Raw genomic sequence first — 21,372 nt, forward strand, 5'->3', positions numbered from 1 at the left:
AAAATAAAAACCATCAACCACCTTGAGCCAGCGGTTTACGCCACGGTGCAAGTCACCGCTGAAAATTCAGGAATCAGGGGAATGACCGCAATCGAATTATTCGTTTGTGCGTGGGCGATCAAAGCGCTTGGATAGTCAGCAAAATCGAACAAGGTACGCGTGCCCCCATGAATCAGGAAAGTATCAGCCAGTCCATTTCCATCGTTCACCCCATCACACTTTCCCATGGCCTCAATGCGCATGTCTGGGATACCGACGGTAACGGCTATATCGACTTCGTCGGCGGCATCGGCGTGCTCAACCTGGGCCACTGCAACCCGGCAGTAGTTGCAGCGATTCAACAGCAGGCCGGTCGCTTGACCCACTATGCGTTCAACGCTGCCGCCCACGGCCCGTACCTGCAACTGATGGAGCAACTGAGCAGCTTTGTGCCGCTCAGCTACCCCATGGCCGGAATGCTTACCAACAGCGGCGCGGAAGCTGCCGAGAACGCCCTGAAAGTCGCCCGCGGCGCCACCGGCAAGCGCGCGATCATTGCCTTCGACGGCGCCTTTCACGGCCGCACGCTGGCCACGCTCAACCTCAATGGCAAGGTCGCACCGTACAAGCAGCGGGTCGGTGATTTGCCGGGCCCGGTCTATCACCTGCCCTACCCCAGCAATGACACCGATGTCAGCTGTGAACAGGCGCTCAAGGCCCTGGACCGGCTGTTCAGCGTCGAACTGGCAGTGGAGGATGTGGCTGCTTTCATTCTTGAACCGGTGCAGGGCGAAGGTGGCTTCCTCGCGCTTGATCCGACGTTCGCCCAAGCCCTGCGGCGCTTTTGCGATGAGCACGGGATTCTGTTGATCATCGACGAGATTCAATCCGGCTTCGGCCGTACCGGGCAGCGTTTTGCCTTCCCGCGACTGGGGATCGAACCCGACCTGCTGCTGCTGGCAAAAAGTATGGCCGGCGGTATGCCGCTGGGCGCAGTAGTGGGCCGCCGGGAGTTGCTCGCAGCGTTGCCCAAGGGGGGCCTGGGTGGCACCTATTCAGGCAACCCGATTGCCTGCGCAGCGGCGTTGGCCAGCCTGGCACAGATGACCGACGCCAATCTGGCGACCTGGGGCGAACGCCATGAGCAAGCTATCGTCGGCCGCTATCAACGCTGGAAGGCATCAGGGCTGTACCCGTCACTGGGTCGTTTGACCGGGGTCGGCGCCATGCGTGGCATCGAACTGGTCAATGCCGACGGCACGCCAGCCCCGGCGCAGCTGGCCAAACTGCTGCAAGCGGCGCGCAGCAAGGGGTTGCTGCTGATGCCCAGCGGCAAGGCGCGCCATATCATTCGCCTGCTGGCACCACTGACCATCGAGGCAGAGGTGCTCGAAGCAGGCCTGGATATCTTCGAGCAGTGCCTGGCCGAGCTGGGCTGAGCTGGGCTGGGCTGAGGCTTACAGGCCGAGCTCTTGCGGGGTGAGCATGTCGGACTCGAAGGCGATCCAGCCGCCTTCGAGTTCGGCGTGACCATTGACGATCGGGCCGTAATAAACCAGGCCGTTCTCCAGCGTCACACAGATGTGCGTGGCAGGTTTTTCCGGGGCCGCCAGTGCAGCGACGAAATGCACCTTCTTCAAGGTCTCGGTCACAGCCTCGATGCCAACCCGCATGTTGACGTTCTCCGATGCTTCAGTGTCGCCCCCGCGGTCTTCGCTGCTGACGGTGATGGTGGCGATGTACGGAAACTTGTTCAAGCGACTTGCCTCATGGGTTGGGATCGGCGCGCGGGCACCGGGGGCGCATAGGTTACGGCAGCACGCGGCGCCGCGCGAGTGGCAGACGACCGGATGTGCGCGGGCGCCAGCGCGCATGGCCGAAAAAGCGCCGATCTGTTAGGGTGCCCGCCGATGCACGCCACACCACACGAGGACACCGCGTGAGCGCTGAACAACCGATGACCGCCGACCTGTTCGAGGTCGACAAACGCCTTTCCCTCAAGCCCGTCGTGGACTTCAACAGCTACCTGCGCAACGCCTTCGGCGACGGCGCCTGCAGCTGCTACCGCTGCGTCGAATGCGCAGGCGACGAGAGCAACTACAGCCACCGCCACACCTTCGAGCTGGAAGGCCGCACGCTCAACCGGCGCTTCGCCAACACGGCGGGCAGTGATGTGCTGCAGTACCTGAAGAAGGCCTGGCTGTCGTACACCAAGACCGACATGCAATTGCTCGGCGAGCTCGACCTGGATACCGTCAAAGGTTTCACCGACCCGGCCTTGCATCAACGCCTGCTGGCACTACTACCGGCCAGCGGCCTGGCGCGTGAAGTCGACGGCAAGTGGCAGTTGCAGGCTCAGGCCGACTGACACCGTTCCTCGCATAGCCGGCCATTGGGCTAGCAGGCGGCGTGCCGTCTGCTACCGTGGGAATACCCCTCCCGCGCATTCACCTCAGGTGACTGACCATGGCCCGCACGACCTCCATCGAGCTGTACCGCAATATCGGCATTGTCGCCCATGTCGACGCCGGCAAGACCACCACTACCGAACGCATCCTGTTCTACACCGGCGTCAACCACAAGATGGGCGAAGTGCATGACGGCGCAGCGACCATGGACTGGATGGCGCAGGAACAAGAGCGTGGCATCACCATCACTTCAGCGGCGACGACGGCCTTCTGGCAAGGCTCGACCAAGCAGTTCGCCGACAAGTTTCGTTTCAACATCATCGACACCCCCGGCCACGTTGACTTCACCATCGAAGTCGAGCGCTCGTTGCGTGTGCTCGATGGTGCGGTCGTGGTGTTCAGTGCGGCCGACGGGGTCGAGCCACAGTCCGAGACGGTCTGGCGCCAGGCCAACAAGTACCATGTGCCGCGCCTGGCCTACATCAACAAGATGGACCGCCAGGGTGCGGACTTCTTGCGCGTGGTCAAGCAGATCGACAAACGCCTGGGCCACCACCCCGTGCCGATTCAGCTGGCGATCGGCAGCGAAGAAAACTTCATCGGCCAGATCGATCTGCTGAAGATGAAAGCCATCTACTGGAATGACGCCGATAATGGCGCCAGCTACCGCGAAGAGGACATCCCCGCCGAGTTGCAGGCACTCGCCGACGAGTGGCGTGCGCACTTGGTCGAGGCGGCCGCCGAGGCCAACGACCAATTCATGGAGCTGTATCTGGACGGCCAGGAGCTGAGCAACGAGCAGATCAAGGCCGGCCTGCGTCAGCGCACCATCGCCAATGAAATCGTGCCGACCGTACTCGGCTCGTCATTCAAGAACAAGGGCGTGCCGTTGATGCTCGACGCGGTCATCGACTACCTGCCCGCCCCCAGCGAAATACCGGCCATCAAAGGCACCGACCCGGACCACGACGACCGGCCGCTGGAGCGCCACGCCGACGACAATGAGCCGTTTTCGGCGCTGGCGTTCAAGATCGCCACAGATCCGTTCGTAGGCACGCTGACCTTCGCGCGGGTCTACTCCGGCATCCTCAGTTCGGGCGATGCCGTGCTCAACTCGGTCAAAGGCAAAAAGGAACGGGTCGGCCGTATGGTGCAGATGCACGCCAACCAGCGGGCCGAGATCAAGAACGTCTGCGCCGGCGACATCGCCGCGCTGATCGGCATGAAGGACGTCACCACCGGCGATACCTTGTGCGACCTGAACAAGCCGATCATCCTTGAGCGCATGGACTTCCCCGATCCAGTGATTTCGGTGGCGGTCGAGCCGAAAACCAAGGCCGATCAGGAGAAAATGGGCATTGCCTTGAGCAAGCTGGCCCAGGAAGACCCGTCGTTTCGGGTCAAGACCGACGAAGAAACCGCACAGACGATCATTTCCGGCATGGGCGAGCTGCACCTGGACATCATTGTCGACCGCATGCGTCGCGAGTTCGGCGTCGAGGCCAACATCGGCAAACCGCAGGTCGCCTACCGCGAGAAGATCCGCAACACCTGCGAAATCGAAGGCAAGTTCGTCCGTCAATCCGGTGGCCGCGGCCAATACGGCCACTGCTGGATCCGCTTTGCGCCAGGCGAGGAAGGTAAAGAGGGCCTGGAGTTCATCAACGAGGTGGTCGGCGGGGTCATACCGCGCGAGTACATCCCGGCCATCCAGAAGGGCATCGAAGAGCAGATGCACAATGGTGTGTTGGCAGGCTATCCGCTGATCGGCCTCAAGGCGGCAGTATTCGACGGCTCCTACCATGATGTCGACTCCAACGAGATGGCCTTCAAGATCGCGGCGTCGATGGCCACCAAGCAACTATCACAGAAAGGCGGCGCGGTATTGCTGGAGCCGGTGATGAAGGTTGAAGTGGTCACCCCCGATGAATATCAGGGCGACATCATCGGCGACCTGAGCAGGCGCCGCGGCATGATCCAGGAAGGGGAAGAGACGCCGGCCGGCAAGGTGATCCGCGCCGAGGTGCCGTTGGGTGAGATGTTTGGCTACTCGACGCAGATGCGCTCGATGACTCAGGGCCGGGCCAGCTACACCATGGAGTTCACCAAGTACGGTGAGGCGCCGGCCAATATCGCCGAGGCGATCATCAAGAAGAACACCGGCAACTAGGCCAGCGCGTTGTTATGCCTGAGCCGCGCATCCACGCCGGCCCAGGCATGATCGATCAGTGCTGGGCCCCTGCCCGCTTGAGCAGCTTCTTGCAGCGCTCGGACAGGTGCACAACACGCAGATGCTTGCCGGCCTTGCTGTAACGCTCGCGCAGGGTTTGCAACGCCGCCACCGCCGAGTAGTCGACAAAGCTCAGGTGCTTGCAATCCAGCGTCACCCCATCAGGGTCCTGCGTGGGCTCGAACTGGTTGAGGAACGTCGCCGTGGAAGCAAAAAACAGCGTGCCGTGTACCTGATAGTGCTTGTTGCCATCACTATCGACATGGCTGTCGGCGTACAGCTCGCGGGCATGCTGCCAGGCGAAGTTGATCGCCGCGAGGATGATCCCGAACAGCACCGCCATGGCCAGGTCGGTGAATACCGTGACCACGGTCACGGCAATGATCGCCAGCACATCACTGACGGGTACCTTGTGCAACACCCGCAGTGAGGCCCAGGCGAAGGTCTGCTGGGCCACCACGAACATCACCCCGACCAGTGCCGCCAGCGGTATCCGCTCGATCAGTGGTGACAGGAACAACACGAACAGCAGGATCATGCCGCCAGCCACTACCCCCGACAGCCGCCCACGACCATTGGAGCTGAGGTTGATCATGGTCTGCCCGATCATCGCACAGCCACCCATGCCACCGCACATGCCCGAGACCATGTTGGCCGCGCCCAGGGCCACACATTCACGGTCTGGAAAGCCGCGGCTCTCGGTGATTTCGTCGGTGAGGTTAAGGGTCAGCAGGGTTTCCAGCAGGCCGACCATGGCCATCAGCAGCGCATAGGGGGCAATGATTTTCAGCGTGTCAAGCGTCCATGGCACCTGCGGCCAAGCCAACTGCGGCAGGCCGCCGGCGATATGTGCCATCTCACCCAGGGTTCGCGTCGGCAGATCAAGCAGATACACCAGCAGGCCGACGCCGAGGATGGCCACCAGCGCTGGCGGCACGCTGCGGGTCAGGCGCGGCAACACATAGACCACCAGCATGGTCAACGCTACCAGGCCAATCATCAGGTACAGCGGGGTGCCACTGAGCCACTGCTCGCCACTTTTGAAATGCTCGAGCTGGGCCATGGCGATGACGATGGCCAGGCCATTGACGAAGCCAAGCATCACCGGGTACGGCACCAGCCTTACGAGCTTGCCCAAGCGCAGCACGCCAAACAGGATCATCAGCAACCCGCCCAGCAGCACCGTTGCCAGCAGGTACTGCGCGCCGTGCTGTACCACCAGCGCGACGATCACCACCGCCATCGAGCCGGCCGCGCCGGAGATCATCCCCGGCCGGCCGCCGAACAGCGCTGTCAGGGTGCAGATGATGAAGGCGCCGTACAAACCCATCAGCGGGTTGAGATGGGCGACCAAGGCAAAGGCGATGCACTCGGGTACCAGGGCGAAGGAAGTAGTCAGGCCGGCGAGAATATCGGCGCGTAGTCGGGCGGGTTTCATGGGCTTCCTGAGATCAGTCAATCTGTGCAAGCGCTGGCATCTGGGCATGCAGCGAGCGGGGGCGCGATGTTACGGAATTTGTCCGGGGGCAACCACCTGTGCGTGGCGACTGAGCGCATTTGACTCAGGTTGTGATCCTCATCCGGCATAACCGTGACAAATTTGCCATCATGTCTGTTCTACCTGCGGAGAACTCCAACATGCTGCTACGCCCCCTGCTCGCTTCACTGCTGCTGGCTACCAGCCTTGGCGCCCAGGCCGCCACCGAAGTGCTGCCCTTGCAGCACCGCAGCAGTGCCGAACTGCTGCCCACCGCGCAGGCCTTTATTGGCAAGGAAGGCAGCGTCAGCGCCTTCGAGAACAAGCTGATCGTCAACGCCAGCCCCGAACGCATTGGCGACTTGCGCGCGCTGCTGCAGCAACTCGACAGCAAAGCCAAGCGCTTGCTGATCAGCGTCGACAACAATGACAGCAACTTTCAGGACAACCGTGGCAATGCTCGGGTGATTCGTTACGGCACCAGCAACCGGGAGGGCGGCCTGCAGCAGATCCAGGCCAGTGACGGCCAGCCGGCGCTGATCCAGGTTGGCCAGAGCGTGCCGATCACCAGCAGCAGCACCGACGGCTACGGCCGCGTGCAGAGCAACACTGAATATCGCAATGTGACCCAGGGTTTCTATGTCACACCGAGCGTCAGCGGCGACACGGTGCGGCTGGCAATCAGCAGCAATAATGATCGAATGAGCAGCGAACGTCCCGATGTAGTGAAAGTGCAGAGCACCGACACAACCGTGACCGGCAGGCTTGGCGAGTGGATTACTTTGGCCGGGTACAACCAGCAGAGCCAGGCTGAACGGAGTGCGTCAAGCCACAGTTACAGCACGCAACGCGGAGAAAACATGACTTTGCGTGTCAGAGTCGACCTTCTCGACTGAACCCAGGCAATTCGAGGCTTCGACCAAAGGCCTTGAAACTGACTGTGGAGTCGCATTAGACCAAAGATGTAGTAGACCCATAAAAGCACTACAAAACATTTGACAGGCACTTTTTGACAAGGGCATGATGGCCTCGCTCCCGCTAATCAGAGGCCCTGGCAAGGGTCTTCGAGGCGCGCTCCGGCTACCCCTGGAGGCGTCTCGTGTCTATACGGCCCACAAGGCGGTTCGACCGGATTGCGACTGCAACGAGAAGTTGTCCCGAGGGACGGAAGCGCATCACCGCAGTCACCAGGCAAATCCTGTCGCGCCACAGCAAGGCATCCACGAGCCGACCTGTCGCCGCACCTTGCCCGAGCTGCGCCCTCCTTCCCCTTCGAGCCTTGGCGTTCGCCGTCGTACCTCCTTCGAACAGGACAGCCGTCAGGCGCTCTGATCCGCGACTTTTGAGCATCAGCACCACAACTACCCCAAGAATGATGCGACGAGGTTTTAATCACATGGCACTGACACGCGAACAGCAAATTGCAGCCCTCGAGAAAGACTGGGCCGAGAACCCGCGCTGGAAAGGCGTGACCCGTACCTACTCCGCCGCCGATGTCGTTCGTCTGCGTGGCTCGCTGCAACCGGAGCACACCCTGGCCCAGGTTGGCGCAGAGAAACTCTGGAAGCTGGTCACCCAAGGTGCCCACCCGTCCTTCCGTCCGGACAAGGACTTCGTCAACTGCATGGGAGCGCTCACCGGCGGCCAGGCAGTGCAACAGGTCAAAGCCGGCATCCAGGCTATTTACCTGTCCGGCTGGCAGGTTGCCGCCGACAACAACTCGGCAGAGTCGATGTACCCCGATCAGTCGCTGTACCCGGTTGACTCGGTGCCGACCGTGGTCAAGCGCATCAACAACTCGTTCCGCCGTGCCGACCAGATCCAGTGGAAAGCGGGCAAGAACCCGGGCGACGAAGGCTATGTCGACTACTTCGCGCCGATCGTGGCTGACGCCGAAGCCGGTTTCGGCGGCGTGCTCAACGCCTACGAGCTGATGAAGAACATGATCGAAGCGGGCGCCGCAGGCGTGCACTTCGAAGACCAGCTGGCCTCGGTGAAAAAATGCGGACACATGGGCGGCAAGGTACTGGTACCGACCCAGGAAGCTGTACAGAAGCTGGTGGCTGCGCGCCTGGCTGCTGACGTTGCGGGTGTACCGACCATTATCCTGGCCCGTACCGACGCCAACGCCGCCGACCTGCTGACCAGCGATTGCGACCCGTACGACCAGCCGTTCGTGCTCGGCGAGCGCACCCGTGAAGGTTTCTATAAAGTACGCGCTGGCCTCGATCAGGCAATTTCGCGTGGCCTGGCCTACGCGCCGTATGCCGACCTGATCTGGTGCGAAACCGCCAAGCCAGACCTGGACGAAGCCCGCCGATTTGCCGAGGCGATCAAGAAGGAATACCCGGACCAGCTGCTGTCGTACAACTGCTCGCCGTCGTTCAACTGGAAGAAGAACCTCGACGACGCAACCATCGCCAAATTCCAGCGCGAGCTGTCGGCCATGGGTTACAAGCACCAGTTCATCACCCTGGCCGGCATCCACAACATGTGGCACGGCATGTTCAACCTGGCGCATGACTATGCGCGCAATGACATGACCGCCTACGTGAAGCTGCAAGAGCAGGAATTCGCCGATGCCAGCAAGGGCTATACCTTTGTTGCGCACCAGCAGGAAGTCGGCACTGGCTACTTTGACGACATGACCACCGTAATCCAGGGTGGCGCTTCGTCGGTGACAGCGCTGACCGGCTCGACCGAGGAAGAGCAGTTCCATTGAGGTAGCGGTTGGTTGATGGAATGAGCAGGCCCAGGCTCCCGGTGAGGGAGTCTGGGTTTTTTTATGGTTAGCGAGAAAGGGCCGACCAGCTCCCAGGCAGCGTATGAGCAAAAAACCGGATCAGGTCTATGCTCCCAGAAGCGAACAACCCGCCCCAGTACTCACCAGACCATTGATCCAGAGCGGGGCAAACCGTTTAAAAAGCTGCTAGAACGAGAGCCCTTCGCATTTGCAACCAAAAAGCACCGCCAGCAACTTTGCAAGCATCAGACCAAGTAAAATGAACCGCACCACCCCAAACGATATTAATTATCATTACGCAACTTGCATTCCGTTACATGATGCAGGAAACATAATTAACAAAACCAGCCGCAATGCCCGAAAATCAAGGCTTTCAGCCAGTTACAATCGGTTTTTGTAGTTAAACCGAAGAATTAATTTGCCATAGAAATTTTACTTGCTCTTGGTTTACCCATAAAATCAGCGCGATTGATTCAGCTGCGACATTTGGTCACTGCACCCGCGACACCGCGTCGCCGCGTTACTTATTTCAGACTGCAGAGCTGGGTCTCTGTATAAGGATTTCTAGCATGTCGGATTCAGCAGGACTCATCGCCCACAACTGGGGCTTTGCCATCTTCCTTCTGGGTGTCGTCGGCCTGTGCGCCTTCATGCTCGGCCTGTCCGCCCTGCTCGGCAGCAAAGCCTGGGGCCGCGCCAAGAACGAACCCTTTGAATCCGGCATGCTGCCTACCGGCGGGGCGCGCATGCGCCTGTCGGCAAAATTCTATCTGGTCGCGATGCTCTTCGTGATCTTCGATATCGAAGCCCTCTTTCTCTTTGCATGGTCTGTGTCCGTCCGCGAAAGCGGCTGGACCGGATTCGTCGAAGCACTCGTTTTCATAGCAATTCTGTTGGCAGGTCTTGTCTACCTATGGCGCGTCGGGGCCCTCGATTGGGCTCCCGAAGGTCGTCGCAAGCGGCAAGCGAAGCTGAAACAATGAGGCTTTGGCATGCAATACAATCTCACCAGAATCGATCCGGATGCACCCAACGAGCAATATCCGGTCGGTGAGCGGGAAACCGTTACCGATCAATTGCTCGAAGACCAGGTCCACAAGAACATCTACATGGGGAAACTCGAAGATGTGCTTCGTGGTGCGGTCAACTGGGGTCGCAAGAACTCCCTGTGGCCGTATAACTTCGGCCTGTCCTGCTGCTACGTGGAAATGACCACGGCGTTCACGGCACCCCACGACATCGCCCGCTTCGGCGCCGAAGTCATCCGGGCCTCGCCGCGTCAGGCCGACTTCATGGTCATCGCCGGTACCTGCTTCATCAAGATGGCGCCGATCATTCAACGCCTGTACGAGCAGATGCTCGAACCAAAATGGGTCATTTCCATGGGTTCGTGCGCCAACTCCGGTGGCATGTACGACATCTACTCGGTCGTTCAGGGGGTCGACAAGTTCCTCCCCGTGGATGTCTACGTACCCGGCTGCCCGCCACGCCCCGAGGCGTTCCTGCAAGGCTTGATGCTGCTGCAGGAATCGATCGGGCAAGAACGACGTCCGCTCTCCTGGGTAGTAGGCGATCAAGGCATTTACCGTGCCGAGATGCCTGCCCAGAAAGACCTGCGTCGTGAACAGCGTATTCAGGTCACCAACCTGCGCAGCCCCGACGAAGTCTGATCCAGCGACCTGCCGCCCGCTCCCCCTGGAGCCGGCGGCCTGGCTTCATTCTCTACGTTGACCGAAAGCGACCGAGACCATGACAGCGGACACCGCTATTTATATTCCGCCTTACAAGGCTGACGACCAAGATGTGGTCGTCGAACTGAACAACCGCTTTGGCGCCGACGCCTTCGTCGCCCAGGAGACCCGTACCGGCATGCCGGTGCTGTGGGTCAAGCGCGCCCAACTCAAGGAAGTGCTGGCGTTTCTGCGCAACGTGGCCAAGCCGTACAGCATGCTGTTCGACCTGCACGGTGTCGACGAGCGCCTGCGCACTCATCGCCGCGGCCTGCCGGCAGCTGACTTCAGCGTGTTCTACCACCTGCTTTCGGTAGAACGTAACAGCGACGTGATGATCAAGGTCTCACTCAGCGAAGGCGACCTCAACCTGCCTTCGGTGACCGGTATCTGGCCAAATGCCAACTGGTACGAGCGTGAAGTCTGGGACATGTTCGGCATCGACTTTGCCGGCCACCCGCACCTGACCCGTATCCTGATGCCGCCGACCTGGGAAGGTCACCCGCTGCGCAAGGACTTCCCGGCGCGCGCCACCGAATTCGATCCGTTCAGCCTGACCCTGGCCAAGCAGCAGCTTGAAGAAGAGTCGGCGCGTTTCAACCCGGAAGCCTGGGGCATGAAGCGTCAGGGCGCCAACGAGGACTACATGTTCCTCAACCTGGGCCCGAACCACCCGTCTGCGCACGGTGCCTTCCGTATCGTCATGCAGCTGGATGGTGAAGAGATCGTCGACTGCGTGCCGGACATCGGTTACCACCACCGTGGCGCCGAGAAGATGGCCGAGCGTCAGTCCTGGCACAGCTTCATCCCCTACACCGACCGTATCGACTACCTCGGTGGGGTGATGAACAACCTGCCGTACGTGCTCGCGGTCGAGAAGCTGGCGGGGATCCAGGTGCCGCAGAAGGTCGACGTGATCCGCATCATGCTCGCCGAGTTCTTCCGCATCACCAGCCACCTGCTGTTCCTGGGAACCTACATCCAGGACGTCGGCGCCATGACCCCGGTGTTCTTCACCTTTACCGACCGCCAGCGCGCCTACACCGTGATCGAAGCGATTACCGGTTTCCGCCTGCACCCGGCCTGGTACCGCATCGGTGGCGTCGCCCACGACCTGCCACGCGGCTGGGAGAAACTGGTCAAGGACTTCGTCGACTGGCTGCCCAAGCGCCTCGACGAGTACAACAAGGCCGCCTTGCAGAACAGCATCCTCAAGGGCCGGACCATCGGCGTTGCCGCCTACAACACCAAAGAAGCCCTGGAATGGGGCGTCACCGGTGCCGGCCTGCGTTCCACTGGCCTGGACTTCGACCTGCGTAAAGCGCGGCCATACTCCGGCTACGAGAACTTTGAGTTCGAAGTGCCGCTGGCCAACAACGGCGATGCCTACGACCGCTGCATGGTCCGCGTCGAGGAGATGCGCCAGAGTATCCGCATCATCGACCAGTGCATGCGCAACATGCCGGAAGGCCCGTACAAGGCGGATCACCCGCTGACCACGCCGCCGCCGAAAGAGCGCACCCTGCAGCACATCGAGACCTTGATCACGCACTTCCTGCAAGTCTCGTGGGGCCCGGTCATGCCGGCCAACGAGTCGTTCCAGATGATCGAAGCGACCAAGGGCATCAACAGTTACTACCTGACGAGCGACGGCGGCACCATGAGCTATCGCACCCGGATTCGTACGCCGAGCTACCCGCACCTGCAGCAGATCCCTTCGGTGATCAAAGGCAGCATGGTCGCGGACATGATCGCGTACCTGGGCAGTATCGACTTCGTTATGGCTGACGTGGACCGCTAAGCATGAATAACACGCTTATCCAAACCGACCGTTTCGCCCTGAGCGAAACCGAGCGCTCGGCCATCGAGCACGAAAAGCACCACTACGAGGACCCGCGTGCGGCGTCTATCGAAGCCCTGAAGATTGTCCAGAAGCAACGCGGCTGGGTCCCGGACGGCGCCATTTATGCGATTGGCGAGCTGCTCGGGATTCCTGCCAGCGACGTCGAGGGTGTGGCCACCTTCTACAGCCAGATCTTCCGTCAGCCGGTCGGCCGGCACATCATCCGTGTCTGCGACAGCATGGTCTGCTACATCGGCGGCCACGAGTCGGTGGTCAGCCAGATCCAAAGCGAGCTGGGCATCGGCCTCGGCCAGACCACTGCAGACGGGCGTTTCACCCTGCTGCCGGTGTGCTGCCTGGGCAACTGCGACAAGGCCCCGGCGCTGATGATCGACGATGACACCTTTGGCGACGTGCAGCCTGCTGGCGTGACCAAACTGCTGGAGGGTTACGTATGACCATCACTTCCTTCGGCCCGGCCAACCGCATTGCGCGCGCCGCCGAGACTCACCCGCTGACCTGGCGCCTGCGTGACGACGGCGAGCCGATCTGGCTCGACGAGTACCAGGCCAAGGACGGCTACGCCGCTGCCCGCAAGGCACTGGCGCAGATGTCCCAGGACGACATCGTTCAGACCGTCAAGGACGCCGGCCTCAAGGGTCGTGGTGGCGCCGGCTTCCCCACTGGGGTGAAGTGGGGCCTGATGCCCAAAGACGAATCCATGAACATCCGCTACCTGCTGTGCAACGCGGATGAAATGGAGCCCAACACCTGGAAAGACCGCATGCTGATGGAGCAACAGCCCCATCTGCTGGTGGAGGGCATGCTGATCAGCGCCCGCGCCCTCAAGGCCTACCGCGGTTACATCTTCCTGCGTGGCGAATACACCACCGCCGCGAAAAACCTCAACCGTGCGATCGACGAAGCCAAGGCCGCTGGCCTGCTGGGCAAGAACATTCTCGGCAGCGGTTTTGACTTCGAGCTGTTCGTTCACACCGGTGCCGGGCGTTACATCTGCGGTGAAGAAACCGCGCTGATCAACTCGCTCGAAGGCCGCCGCGCCAACCCGCGCTCCAAGCCGCCCTTCCCTGCCGCCGTTGGCGTATGGGGCAAGCCGACCTGCGTGAACAACGTCGAGACCCTGTGCAACGTTCCGGCCATCGTTGGCAATGGCGTCGACTGGTACAAGTCGCTGGCCCGCGAAGGCAGCGAAGACCACGGCACCAAGCTGATGGGCTTCTCCGGCAAGGTGAAAAACCCAGGCCTGTGGGAACTGCCCTTCGGCGTGACCGCCCGTGAGCTGTTCGAAGACTACGCCGGCGGCATGCGCGATGGCTTCAAGCTCAAGTGCTGGCAACCAGGCGGCGCCGGTACCGGCTTCCTGTTGCCTGAGCACCTCGACGCGCAGATGTACGCCGGCGGCATCGCCAAGGTTGGCACCCGGATGGGTACCGGCCTGGCCATGGCAGTCGACGACAGCGTCAGCATGGTGTCGCTGCTGCGCAACATGGAAGAGTTCTTTGCCCGTGAGTCGTGCGGCTGGTGCACACCGTGCCGTGATGGTTTGCCGTGGAGCGTGAAGATGCTGCGTGCGCTGGAGAACGGCCAGGGCAAGGCAGAAGACATCGAGACGCTGCTCGGCCTGGTCAACTTCCTCGGCCCTGGTCGTACCTTCTGTGCCCACGCACCGGGTGCCGTCGAGCCGCTGGGCAGCGCCATCAAATACTTCCGCTCCGAGTTCGAGGCCGGTGTCGCTGCTACCAGTGAGCACACCCTGCGCCCGGATTTGGCCAAGCCGATCCAGGTCGAACCGACTGTGGCCGGCGCGTAACACATTTGCATGCGGGTGGTCCGTGCCACCCGCCAGCCTCGCAGGCGCGCACGGTATTGACCGATGCGAGCCGCAGGCACACAGATTTCCATTAGCCACGCCCGCTCACGCGGGCCAACGAAGAACTTTGAACCATGGCCACTATCCACGTAGACGGCAAAGCGCTCGAAGTCAACGGTGCAGACAACCTCTTACAGGCCTGTCTGTCGCTCGGCCTCGACATCCCTTATTTCTGCTGGCACCCGGCGCTTGGTAGCGTCGGTGCCTGCCGCCAGTGTGCGGTCAAGCAGTACACCGACGAAAACGACACCCGTGGTCGTATCGTCATGTCCTGCATGACTCCTGCCAGCGATGGCACCTGGATTTCCATCGAAGACGACGAGTCGAAGGCGTTTCGCGCCAGCGTCGTCGAATGGCTGATGACCAACCACCCGCACGACTGCCCGGTCTGCGAAGAAGGCGGTCACTGCCACCTGCAAGACATGACGGTAATGACCGGCCACAACGAGCGCCGTTACCGCTTCACCAAGCGTACCCACCAGAACCAGGACCTCGGCCCGTTCGTCGCACACGAGATGAACCGCTGCATCGCCTGCTACCGCTGCGTGCGCTTCTACAAGGACTACGCCGGCGGCACCGACCTAGGTGTTTACGGCGCCCACGACAACGTCTACTTCGGTCGCGTTGAAGATGGCGTGCTCGAGAGCGAGTTCTCCGGCAACCTCACCGAGGTCTGCCCGACCGGTGTGTTCACCGACAAGACCCACTCCGAGCGTTACAACCGTAAGTGGGACATGCAGTTTGCCCCAAGCATCTGCCATGGCTGCTCAAGCGGTTGCAACATCAGCCCGGGTGAGCGCTACGGCGAACTACGTCGTATCGAAAACCGCTTCAACGGTTCGGTCAACCAGTACTTCCTGTGCGACCGTGGCCGCTTCGGTTACGGCTACGTCAACCGCAAGGACCGTCCGCGCCAGCCGCTGCTGGCCGATGGCAACAAACTGAGCGTCGATGCTGCGCTGGACAAGGCTGCCGACCTGCTGCGCGGCCGCACCATCGTTGGTATCGGTTCGCCGCGGGCCAGCCTTGAAAGCAACTACGGCCTGCGCGAGCTGGTCGGTGCCGAGTACTTCTACTCCGGCATGGAAGCTGCCGAGCTCAAGCGCGTGCGCCTGGTGCTGGACGTGCTCAACAACAGCCCGCTGCCGGTGCCGACCCTGCGCGACATCGAAGACCACGATGCGGTGTTCGTACTCGGTGAAGACCTGACCCAAACCGCAGCGCGCGTCGCCCTGTCGGTTCGCCAGGCCACCAAAGGCAAGGCCGAGGCCATGGCCGACGCGATGCGCGTACAGCCGTGGCTCGACGCCGCAGTGAAAAACATCGGTCAGCACGCGCTGTACCCGCTGTTTATCGCCAGCCTGACTGAAACCAAGCTCGATGACGTCGCTGAAGAGTGCGTGCACGCCGCCCCCGCCGACCTGGCGCGCCTGGGCTTCGCCGTTGCCCATGCAATCGATCCAAGTGCTCCAGCGGTAATCGGTCTGGACGACGAGGCCAAGGCCCTGGCCCAGCGTATCGCCGATGCATTGGTCGCTGCCCAGCGTCCGCTGGTGGTGTCGGGTGTTTCCCTGGCCGAACCTGCATTGATCGAAGCCGCCGCCAACATCGCCAAAGCGCTCAAGCTGCGCGAGAAGAATGGTTCGCTGAGCCTGGTGGTGCCTGAGGCCAACAGCCTCGGCCTGGCCATGCTCGGTGGTGATTCGGTGGACGCTGCGCTGGATGCGGTCATCAGCGGCAAGGCTGACGCTATTGTCGTGGTCGAAAACGATCTGTACGCCCGTGTTCCGGCGGCCAAGGTCGACGCTGCTCTGGCTGCGGCCAAGGTGGTCATCGTTGCCGACCACTCCAAGACTGCCACCAGCGAGCGCGCTCACCTGGTCCTGCCGGCGGCATCGTTTGCCGAAGGCGACGGTACTCTGGTCAGCCAGGAAGGCCGCGCCCAGCGCTTCTTCCAGGTGTTCGATCCGACCTACATGGACAGCAGCATCCAGATCCACGAAGGCTGGCGCTGGATGCACGCCCTGCGCGCGACCCTGCTCAACAAGCCGGTCGACTGGACTCAGTTGGACCACGTCACCAGCGCCTGCGCTGCCGCCACGCCGCAACTGGCCGCGATCGTCAACGCCGCGCCTAGTGCTGCGTTCCGCATCAAGGGCCTGAAGCTTGCCCGTGAGCCGCTGCGCTACTCCGGCCGTACGGCCATGCGCGCCAACATCAGCGTGCACGAGCCGCGTACTCCGCAAGACAAGGACACCGCGTTCGCCTTCTCCATGGAAGGCTACTCGGGTTCGGTCGAACCGCGCCAACAAGTGCCGTTCGCCTGGTCGCCGGGCTGGAACTCGCCGCAAGCCTGGAACAAGTTTCAGGATGAGGTCGGTGGCCATCTGCGTGCAGGTGACCCAGGCGTGCGCCTGATCGAGTCGCAGGGTGACCGTCTGAACTGGTTCAGCGCGATCCCGGCAGCCTTCAGCCCGGCCCGTGGTACCTGGACAGCGGTGCCGTTGTTCCACCTGTTCGGCAGCGAAGAAACCTCCTCGCGCGCTGCACCGGTGCAAGAGCGCATCCAGCCGGCCTATGTGGCCTTGGCCAAGTCCGAAGCAGACCGCCTCGGCGTCAACGAAGGCACGCTGCTCAGCCTGACCGTCGCTGGCGTCTCGCTGCGCCTGCCGCTGCGTATCAATGAACAGCTGGGCGCAGGCCTGGTCGCGTTGCCGAAAGGCCTGGCCGGGATACCACCGGCCATCTTCGGTGCATCCGTCGAAGGCCTGCAGGAGGCAGCACAATGACCTGGTTCACCCCCGAAGTGATCGACGCGATCATCGCCGTGGTCAAGGCCGTTGTGGTCTTGCTCGCGGTAGTGGTCTGCGGCGCGCTGCTCAGCTTTGTCGAGCGGCGCCTGCTGGGCTGGTGGCAGGACCGTTACGGTCCGAACCGGGTTGGCCCGTTCGGCATGTTCCAGATCGCAGCCGACATGCTGAAGATGTTCTTCAAGGAAGACTGGAACCCGCCGTTCGTTGATCGGGTGATCTTCACCCTGGCACCAGTAGTGGCCATGAGCGCACTGCTGATTGCCTTCTCGATCATCCCGATCACCCCAAGCTGGGGTGTTGCCGACCTGAACATCGGCCTGCTGTTCTTCTTCGCCATGGCCGGTTTGTCGGTCTATGCGGTGTTGTTCGCAGGCTGGTCGTCGAACAACAAGTACGCCCTGCTCGGTGCCCTGCGGGCCTCGGCGCAGACCGTGTCGTACGAAGTGTTCCTGGGCCTGGCGCTGATGGGCGTGGTCGTGCAGGTTGGCTCGTTCAACATGCGCGACATCGTCGAATATCAAGCGCAGAACCTGTGGTTCATCATTCCGCAGTTCTTTGGCTTCTGCACCTTCTTCATCGCTGGCGTGGCCGTGACTCACCGTCACCCCTTCGACCAGCCAGAAGCCGAGCAGGAACTGGCCGACGGTTACCACATTGAATATGCCGGCATGAAGTGGGGCATGTTCTTCGTCGGTGAGTACATCGGCATCATCCTCATCTCGGCGCTGCTGGTAACGCTGTTCTTCGGTGGCTGGCATGGCCCGTTCGGCATCCTGCCGCAGGTGCCGTTCCTCTGGTTCGCCCTGAAGACCGCGTTCTTCATCATGCTGTTCATCCTGCTCCGTGCGTCGATCCCGCGTCCGCGCTACGACCAAGTGATGGATTTCAGCTGGAAGTTCTGCCTGCCGCTGACCCTGATCAATTTGCTGGTGACCGCTGCGATCGTGCTTTACAACACGCCAGCCGTCGCGGCCCAGTGAGGATTTGACCCATGTTCAAGTATATCGGCGACATCGTTAAGGGCACCGGCACGCAGCTGCGCAGCCTGGCCATGGTGTTCTCCCACGGGTTCCGCAAGCGCGACACCCTGCAATACCCAGAAGAAGCTGTGTACCTGCCGCCGCGCTATCGCGGCCGCATCGTCCTCACCCGCGACCCCGATGGTGAGGAGCGTTGCGTAGCCTGCAACCTCTGCGCGGTGGCCTGCCCGGTCGGCTGCATTTCGTTGCAGAAGGCCGAGACCGAGGACGGTCGCTGGTACCCGGAGTTCTTCCGCATCAACTTCTCGCGCTGCATCTTCTGCGGCCTGTGCGAAGAAGCCTGCCCGACCACCGCAATCCAGCTGACTCCGGATTTCGAAATGGCCGAGTTCAAGCGTCAGGACCTGGTGTACGAGAAAGAAGATCTGCTGATCTCCGGCCCCGGCAAATACCCTGACTACAACTTCTACCGTGTTGCGGGCATGGCAATCGCTGGCAAGCCGAAAGGCGCTGCACAGAACGAAGCCGAGCCGATCAACGTGAAGAGCTTGCTCCCATAAGGACAGAAAGATGGAATTCGCTTTCTACTTTGCATCCGGGATTGCCGTGGTTTCCACCCTGCGGGTGGTTACCGGCACCAACCCCGTACACGCCCTGCTCTACCTGATCATTTCGCTGATTTCCGTGGCGATGATCTTCTTCTCGCTGGGTGCACCGTTTGCCGGTGCCCTGGAAGTGATCGCCTACGCCGGCGCCATCATGGTGCTGTTCGTGTTCGTGGTGATGATGCTCAACCTGGGCCCGGCTTCGGTCGCCCAGGAGCGCGGCTGGCTGACCCCAGGGATCTGGGCCGGGCCGGTGCTGCTGGGCGCCTTGCTGCTGGCTGAATTGCTCTATGTGCTGTTCGTTGCGCCAAGCGGCGCGGGCATCAGCGGCACCACCGTGGACGCCAAGACCGTCGGCATCAGCCTGTTCGGTCCGTATCTGCTGGTGGTCGAACTGGCTTCGATGCTGCTGCTTGCTGCGGCCGTCACCGCCTTCCATTTGGGCCGCAACGAGGCGAAGGAGTAAATCATGGGTGCTATCCCGATGGAACACGGCCTGGCAGTCGCCGGCATTCTGTTCTGCCTTGGTCTGGTTGGCCTGATGGTCCGCCGCAACATTCTCTTCGTGCTCATGAGCCTGGAAGTCATGATGAACGCTTGTGCGCTGGCGTTTATCGTCGCCGGCGCGCGTTGGGTACAACCCGACGGCCAGGTCATGTTCATTCTGGTGATCAGCCTGGCAGCCGCCGAGGCCAGCATTGGCCTGGCGATCCTGCTGCAGCTGTATCGCCGCTTCCACACTCTCGACATCGATGCTGCCAGTGAGATGCGCGGATGAACCTTCTCTTCCTGACTTTCGTCTTCCCGTTGCTGGGCTTCCTGCTGCTGTCGTTCTCGCGCGGGCGGTTCTCGGAGAACCTCTCGGCGCTGATCGGCGTTGGCTCGATCGGCCTTTCGGCTGCTGTCTCGGCCTATGTCATCTGGCAATTCAACGTTGCCCCGCCTGAGGGCGGCGCCTACAGCCAACTGCTCTGGCAGTGGATGTCGGTGGATGGCTTTGCGCCGAGCTTCACCCTCTACCTGGACGGCCTGTCGGTGACCATGCTTGGCGTGGTCACCGGTGTCGGCTTCCTGATCCACCTGTTCGCCTCCTGGTACATGCGTGGCGAAGCCGGCTACTCGCGCTTCTTCTCGTACACCAACCTGTTCATCGCCAGCATGCTGTTCCTGATCCTGGGCGATAACCTGCTGTTCATCTACTTCGGCTGGGAAGGCGTGGGCCTGTGCTCGTACCTGTTGATCGGTTTCTACTACAGCAACCGCAACAACGGTAACGCCGCCCTCAAGGCCTTTGTCGTGACCCGTATCGGCGACGTGTTCATGGCCATCGGCATGTTCATTCTGTTCGCCCAGCTGGGTACCTTGAATGTGCAGGAACTGCTGGTGCTGGCACCGCAGAAGTTCCAGGCTGGTGATACCTGGATGGTACTGGCAACGCTGATGTTGCTCGGCGGTGCGGTTGGTAAATCGGCGCAGCTGCCGTTGCAGACCTGGTTGGCTGACGCCATGGCTGGCCCGACGCCGGTTTCGGCACTGATCCACGCCGCGACCATGGTCACGGCTGGCGTCTACCTGATCGCGCGTACCCACGGCTTGTTCGCCCTGGCGCCGGATATCCTCCACCTGGTCGGTATCGTTGGCGGTGTGACCCTGGTACTGGCCGGCTTTGCCGCGCTGGTGCAGACCGACATCAAGCGCATCCTCGCCTACTCGACCATGAGCCAGATCGGCTACATGTTCCTGGCCCTGGGCGTTGGTGCCTGGGAAGGCGCGATCTTCCACCTGATGACCCACGCCTTCTTCAAGGCGCTGCTGTTCCTTGCCTCCGGTGCGGTGATCGTTGCCTGCCACCACGAGCAGAACATCTTCAAGATGGGCGGTCTGTGGAAGAAACTGCCACTGGCCTACGCCAGCTTCGTGGTCGGTGGTGCGGCGCTGGCTGCCCTGCCGATCCTGACCGCAGGCTTCTACTCCAAGGACGAGATCCTCTGGGAAGCGTTCGCCAGCGGCAACAGCGGCCTGCTCTACGCTGGCCTGCTCGGCGCGTTCATGACCTCGCTGTACACCTTCCGCCTGATCTTCATTGCCTTCCATGGCGAAGCCAAGACCGAAGCTCATGCTGGCCATGGAATTTCCCACTGGCTGCCACTGGGCACGCTGATCGTGCTGTCGACCTTTGTCGGTGCCTGGATCCATCCACCACTGGCGGGTGTGCTGCCGCAGAGCGTCGGCCATGCCGGTGGCGAAGCCAAGCACAGCCTGGAAATCGCCTCGGGCGCCATTGCCATCGCCGGTATCCTGCTGGCGGCCATGCTGTTCCTGGGCAAGCGTCGCCTGGTCACGGCCATCGCCAACAGCGGCATCGGTCGCCTGCTCACGGCCTGGTGGTTCGCCGCCTGGGGCTTTGACTGGATCTACGACAAGCTGTTCGTCAAACCTTACCTGCTGATCTGCCACTTGCTGCGCAAGGACCCGGTAGATCGCGGCATCGGCCTGATTCCTCGGCTGGCACGTGGCGGTCATGTCGCCATGAGCAAGACCGAGACCGGCCAGCTGCGCTGGTACACCGCTTCGATCGCCGTAGGTGCAGTACTCGTACTCGGCGCCGTGCTGGTGGCTGCGGTATGACTTTCACACTTGCGAACCTTGCGACTTTGCCAAAGGAAACGAACC

Annotated in this window: 18 protein-coding genes; 16 read left to right on the forward strand and 2 right to left on the reverse strand. The window is 61.6% G+C overall.

Annotated elements, in window-relative coordinates:
• Nucleotides 1-167: 167 nt before the first annotated feature.
• Complete coding sequence (locus ACIOAU_RS07455; protein WP_101318404.1) at nt 168-1,418, forward strand: aspartate aminotransferase family protein; 1,251 nt, start codon at nt 168-170, stop codon at nt 1,416-1,418.
• A gap of 18 nt (nt 1,419-1,436) precedes the next feature.
• On the opposite strand, the gene ACIOAU_RS07460 is transcribed toward ACIOAU_RS07455, so the two are convergent.
• The gene (locus ACIOAU_RS07460; protein ID WP_101318402.1) at nt 1,437-1,736 is read right to left on the reverse strand and encodes a hypothetical protein; all 300 of its coding nucleotides are present in this window, start codon (nt 1,734-1,736) and stop codon (nt 1,437-1,439) included.
• Nucleotides 1,737-1,918: 182 nt separating this feature from the next.
• On the opposite strand from ACIOAU_RS07460, the gene ACIOAU_RS07465 reads away from it, so the two are divergent.
• Nucleotides 1,919-2,347, forward strand: a complete 429-nt coding sequence (locus ACIOAU_RS07465; RefSeq protein ID WP_401181035.1) for a hypothetical protein — start codon at nt 1,919-1,921, stop codon at nt 2,345-2,347.
• A gap of 98 nt (nt 2,348-2,445) precedes the next feature.
• Nucleotides 2,446-4,557, forward strand: coding sequence for an elongation factor G (gene fusA, locus ACIOAU_RS07470; protein ID WP_401181037.1), 2,112 nt, complete (start codon nt 2,446-2,448; stop codon nt 4,555-4,557).
• 55 nt (nt 4,558-4,612) lie between these two features.
• Here the strand turns inward: fusA and ACIOAU_RS07475 are convergent, their stop codons facing one another.
• Nucleotides 4,613-6,055 carry a SulP family inorganic anion transporter gene (locus ACIOAU_RS07475; RefSeq protein ID WP_401181040.1) on the reverse strand — a complete coding sequence of 481 codons (1,443 nt, stop codon included), beginning with the start codon at nt 6,053-6,055 and terminating at the stop codon, nt 4,613-4,615.
• A 200-nt stretch (nt 6,056-6,255) separates the two neighbouring features.
• Here ACIOAU_RS07475 and ACIOAU_RS07480 point away from each other — a divergent pair, with 200 nt between their 5' ends.
• From ACIOAU_RS07480 to nuoL, 13 genes are all read left to right on the forward strand, one after another.
• Nucleotides 6,256-6,990, forward strand: coding sequence for a secretin N-terminal domain-containing protein (locus ACIOAU_RS07480; RefSeq protein ID WP_101322980.1), 735 nt, complete (start codon nt 6,256-6,258; stop codon nt 6,988-6,990).
• A gap of 500 nt (nt 6,991-7,490) precedes the next feature.
• A complete protein-coding gene (gene aceA / locus ACIOAU_RS07485) occupies nt 7,491-8,816 on the forward strand; it encodes an isocitrate lyase (RefSeq protein WP_101318394.1) in 1,326 nt (441 codons plus the stop codon).
• Nucleotides 8,817-9,406: 590 nt separating this feature from the next.
• Nucleotides 9,407-9,820, forward strand: a complete 414-nt coding sequence (locus tag ACIOAU_RS07490) for an NADH-quinone oxidoreductase subunit A (protein ID WP_101318392.1) — start codon at nt 9,407-9,409, stop codon at nt 9,818-9,820.
• 9 nt (nt 9,821-9,829) lie between these two features.
• The gene (locus ACIOAU_RS07495; RefSeq protein WP_101318390.1) at nt 9,830-10,507 is read left to right on the forward strand and encodes an NADH-quinone oxidoreductase subunit B; all 678 of its coding nucleotides are present in this window, start codon (nt 9,830-9,832) and stop codon (nt 10,505-10,507) included.
• A gap of 79 nt (nt 10,508-10,586) precedes the next feature.
• A complete protein-coding gene (nuoC, locus tag ACIOAU_RS07500) occupies nt 10,587-12,368 on the forward strand; it encodes an NADH-quinone oxidoreductase subunit C/D (protein WP_101318388.1) in 1,782 nt (593 codons plus the stop codon).
• Between the two features lie 2 nt (nt 12,369-12,370).
• A complete protein-coding gene (gene nuoE / locus ACIOAU_RS07505) occupies nt 12,371-12,868 on the forward strand; it encodes an NADH-quinone oxidoreductase subunit NuoE (RefSeq protein ID WP_101318386.1) in 498 nt (165 codons plus the stop codon).
• Nucleotides 12,865-14,241, forward strand: a complete 1,377-nt coding sequence (gene nuoF / locus ACIOAU_RS07510) for an NADH-quinone oxidoreductase subunit NuoF (protein WP_101318384.1) — start codon at nt 12,865-12,867, stop codon at nt 14,239-14,241. Before nuoE ends, nuoF begins: the two co-directional genes overlap by 4 nt.
• 134 nt (nt 14,242-14,375) lie before the next feature.
• A complete protein-coding gene (nuoG, locus tag ACIOAU_RS07515) occupies nt 14,376-17,090 on the forward strand; it encodes an NADH-quinone oxidoreductase subunit NuoG (RefSeq protein ID WP_101318382.1) in 2,715 nt (904 codons plus the stop codon).
• Nucleotides 17,087-18,094, forward strand: coding sequence for an NADH-quinone oxidoreductase subunit NuoH (gene nuoH, locus ACIOAU_RS07520; protein WP_101318381.1), 1,008 nt, complete (start codon nt 17,087-17,089; stop codon nt 18,092-18,094). The genes nuoG and nuoH overlap by 4 nt, the downstream gene beginning before the upstream one ends.
• Nucleotides 18,095-18,105: 11 nt before the next feature.
• The gene (nuoI, locus tag ACIOAU_RS07525; RefSeq protein ID WP_101318379.1) at nt 18,106-18,654 is read left to right on the forward strand and encodes an NADH-quinone oxidoreductase subunit NuoI; all 549 of its coding nucleotides are present in this window, start codon (nt 18,106-18,108) and stop codon (nt 18,652-18,654) included.
• Between the two features lie 10 nt (nt 18,655-18,664).
• Nucleotides 18,665-19,165: an NADH-quinone oxidoreductase subunit J gene (gene nuoJ / locus ACIOAU_RS07530; RefSeq protein ID WP_101318377.1), complete on the forward strand. Its 501-nt coding sequence runs from the start codon at nt 18,665-18,667 to the stop codon at nt 19,163-19,165.
• 3 nt (nt 19,166-19,168) lie between these two features.
• Nucleotides 19,169-19,477 (forward strand): NADH-quinone oxidoreductase subunit NuoK, encoded by a 309-nt coding sequence (gene nuoK / locus ACIOAU_RS07535; RefSeq protein WP_103436825.1) that lies wholly within the window; start codon nt 19,169-19,171, stop codon nt 19,475-19,477.
• A complete protein-coding gene (nuoL, locus tag ACIOAU_RS07540) occupies nt 19,474-21,327 on the forward strand; it encodes an NADH-quinone oxidoreductase subunit L (RefSeq protein WP_101318373.1) in 1,854 nt (617 codons plus the stop codon). The genes nuoK and nuoL overlap by 4 nt, the downstream gene beginning before the upstream one ends.
• The last annotated feature ends 45 nt before the right edge of the window (nt 21,328-21,372 follow it).

Origin of the sequence: Pseudomonas sp. NPDC088322 (assembly GCF_044740745.1) — a bacterium.
Lineage (GTDB): Bacteria > Pseudomonadota > Gammaproteobacteria > Pseudomonadales > Pseudomonadaceae > Aquipseudomonas > Aquipseudomonas shirazensis.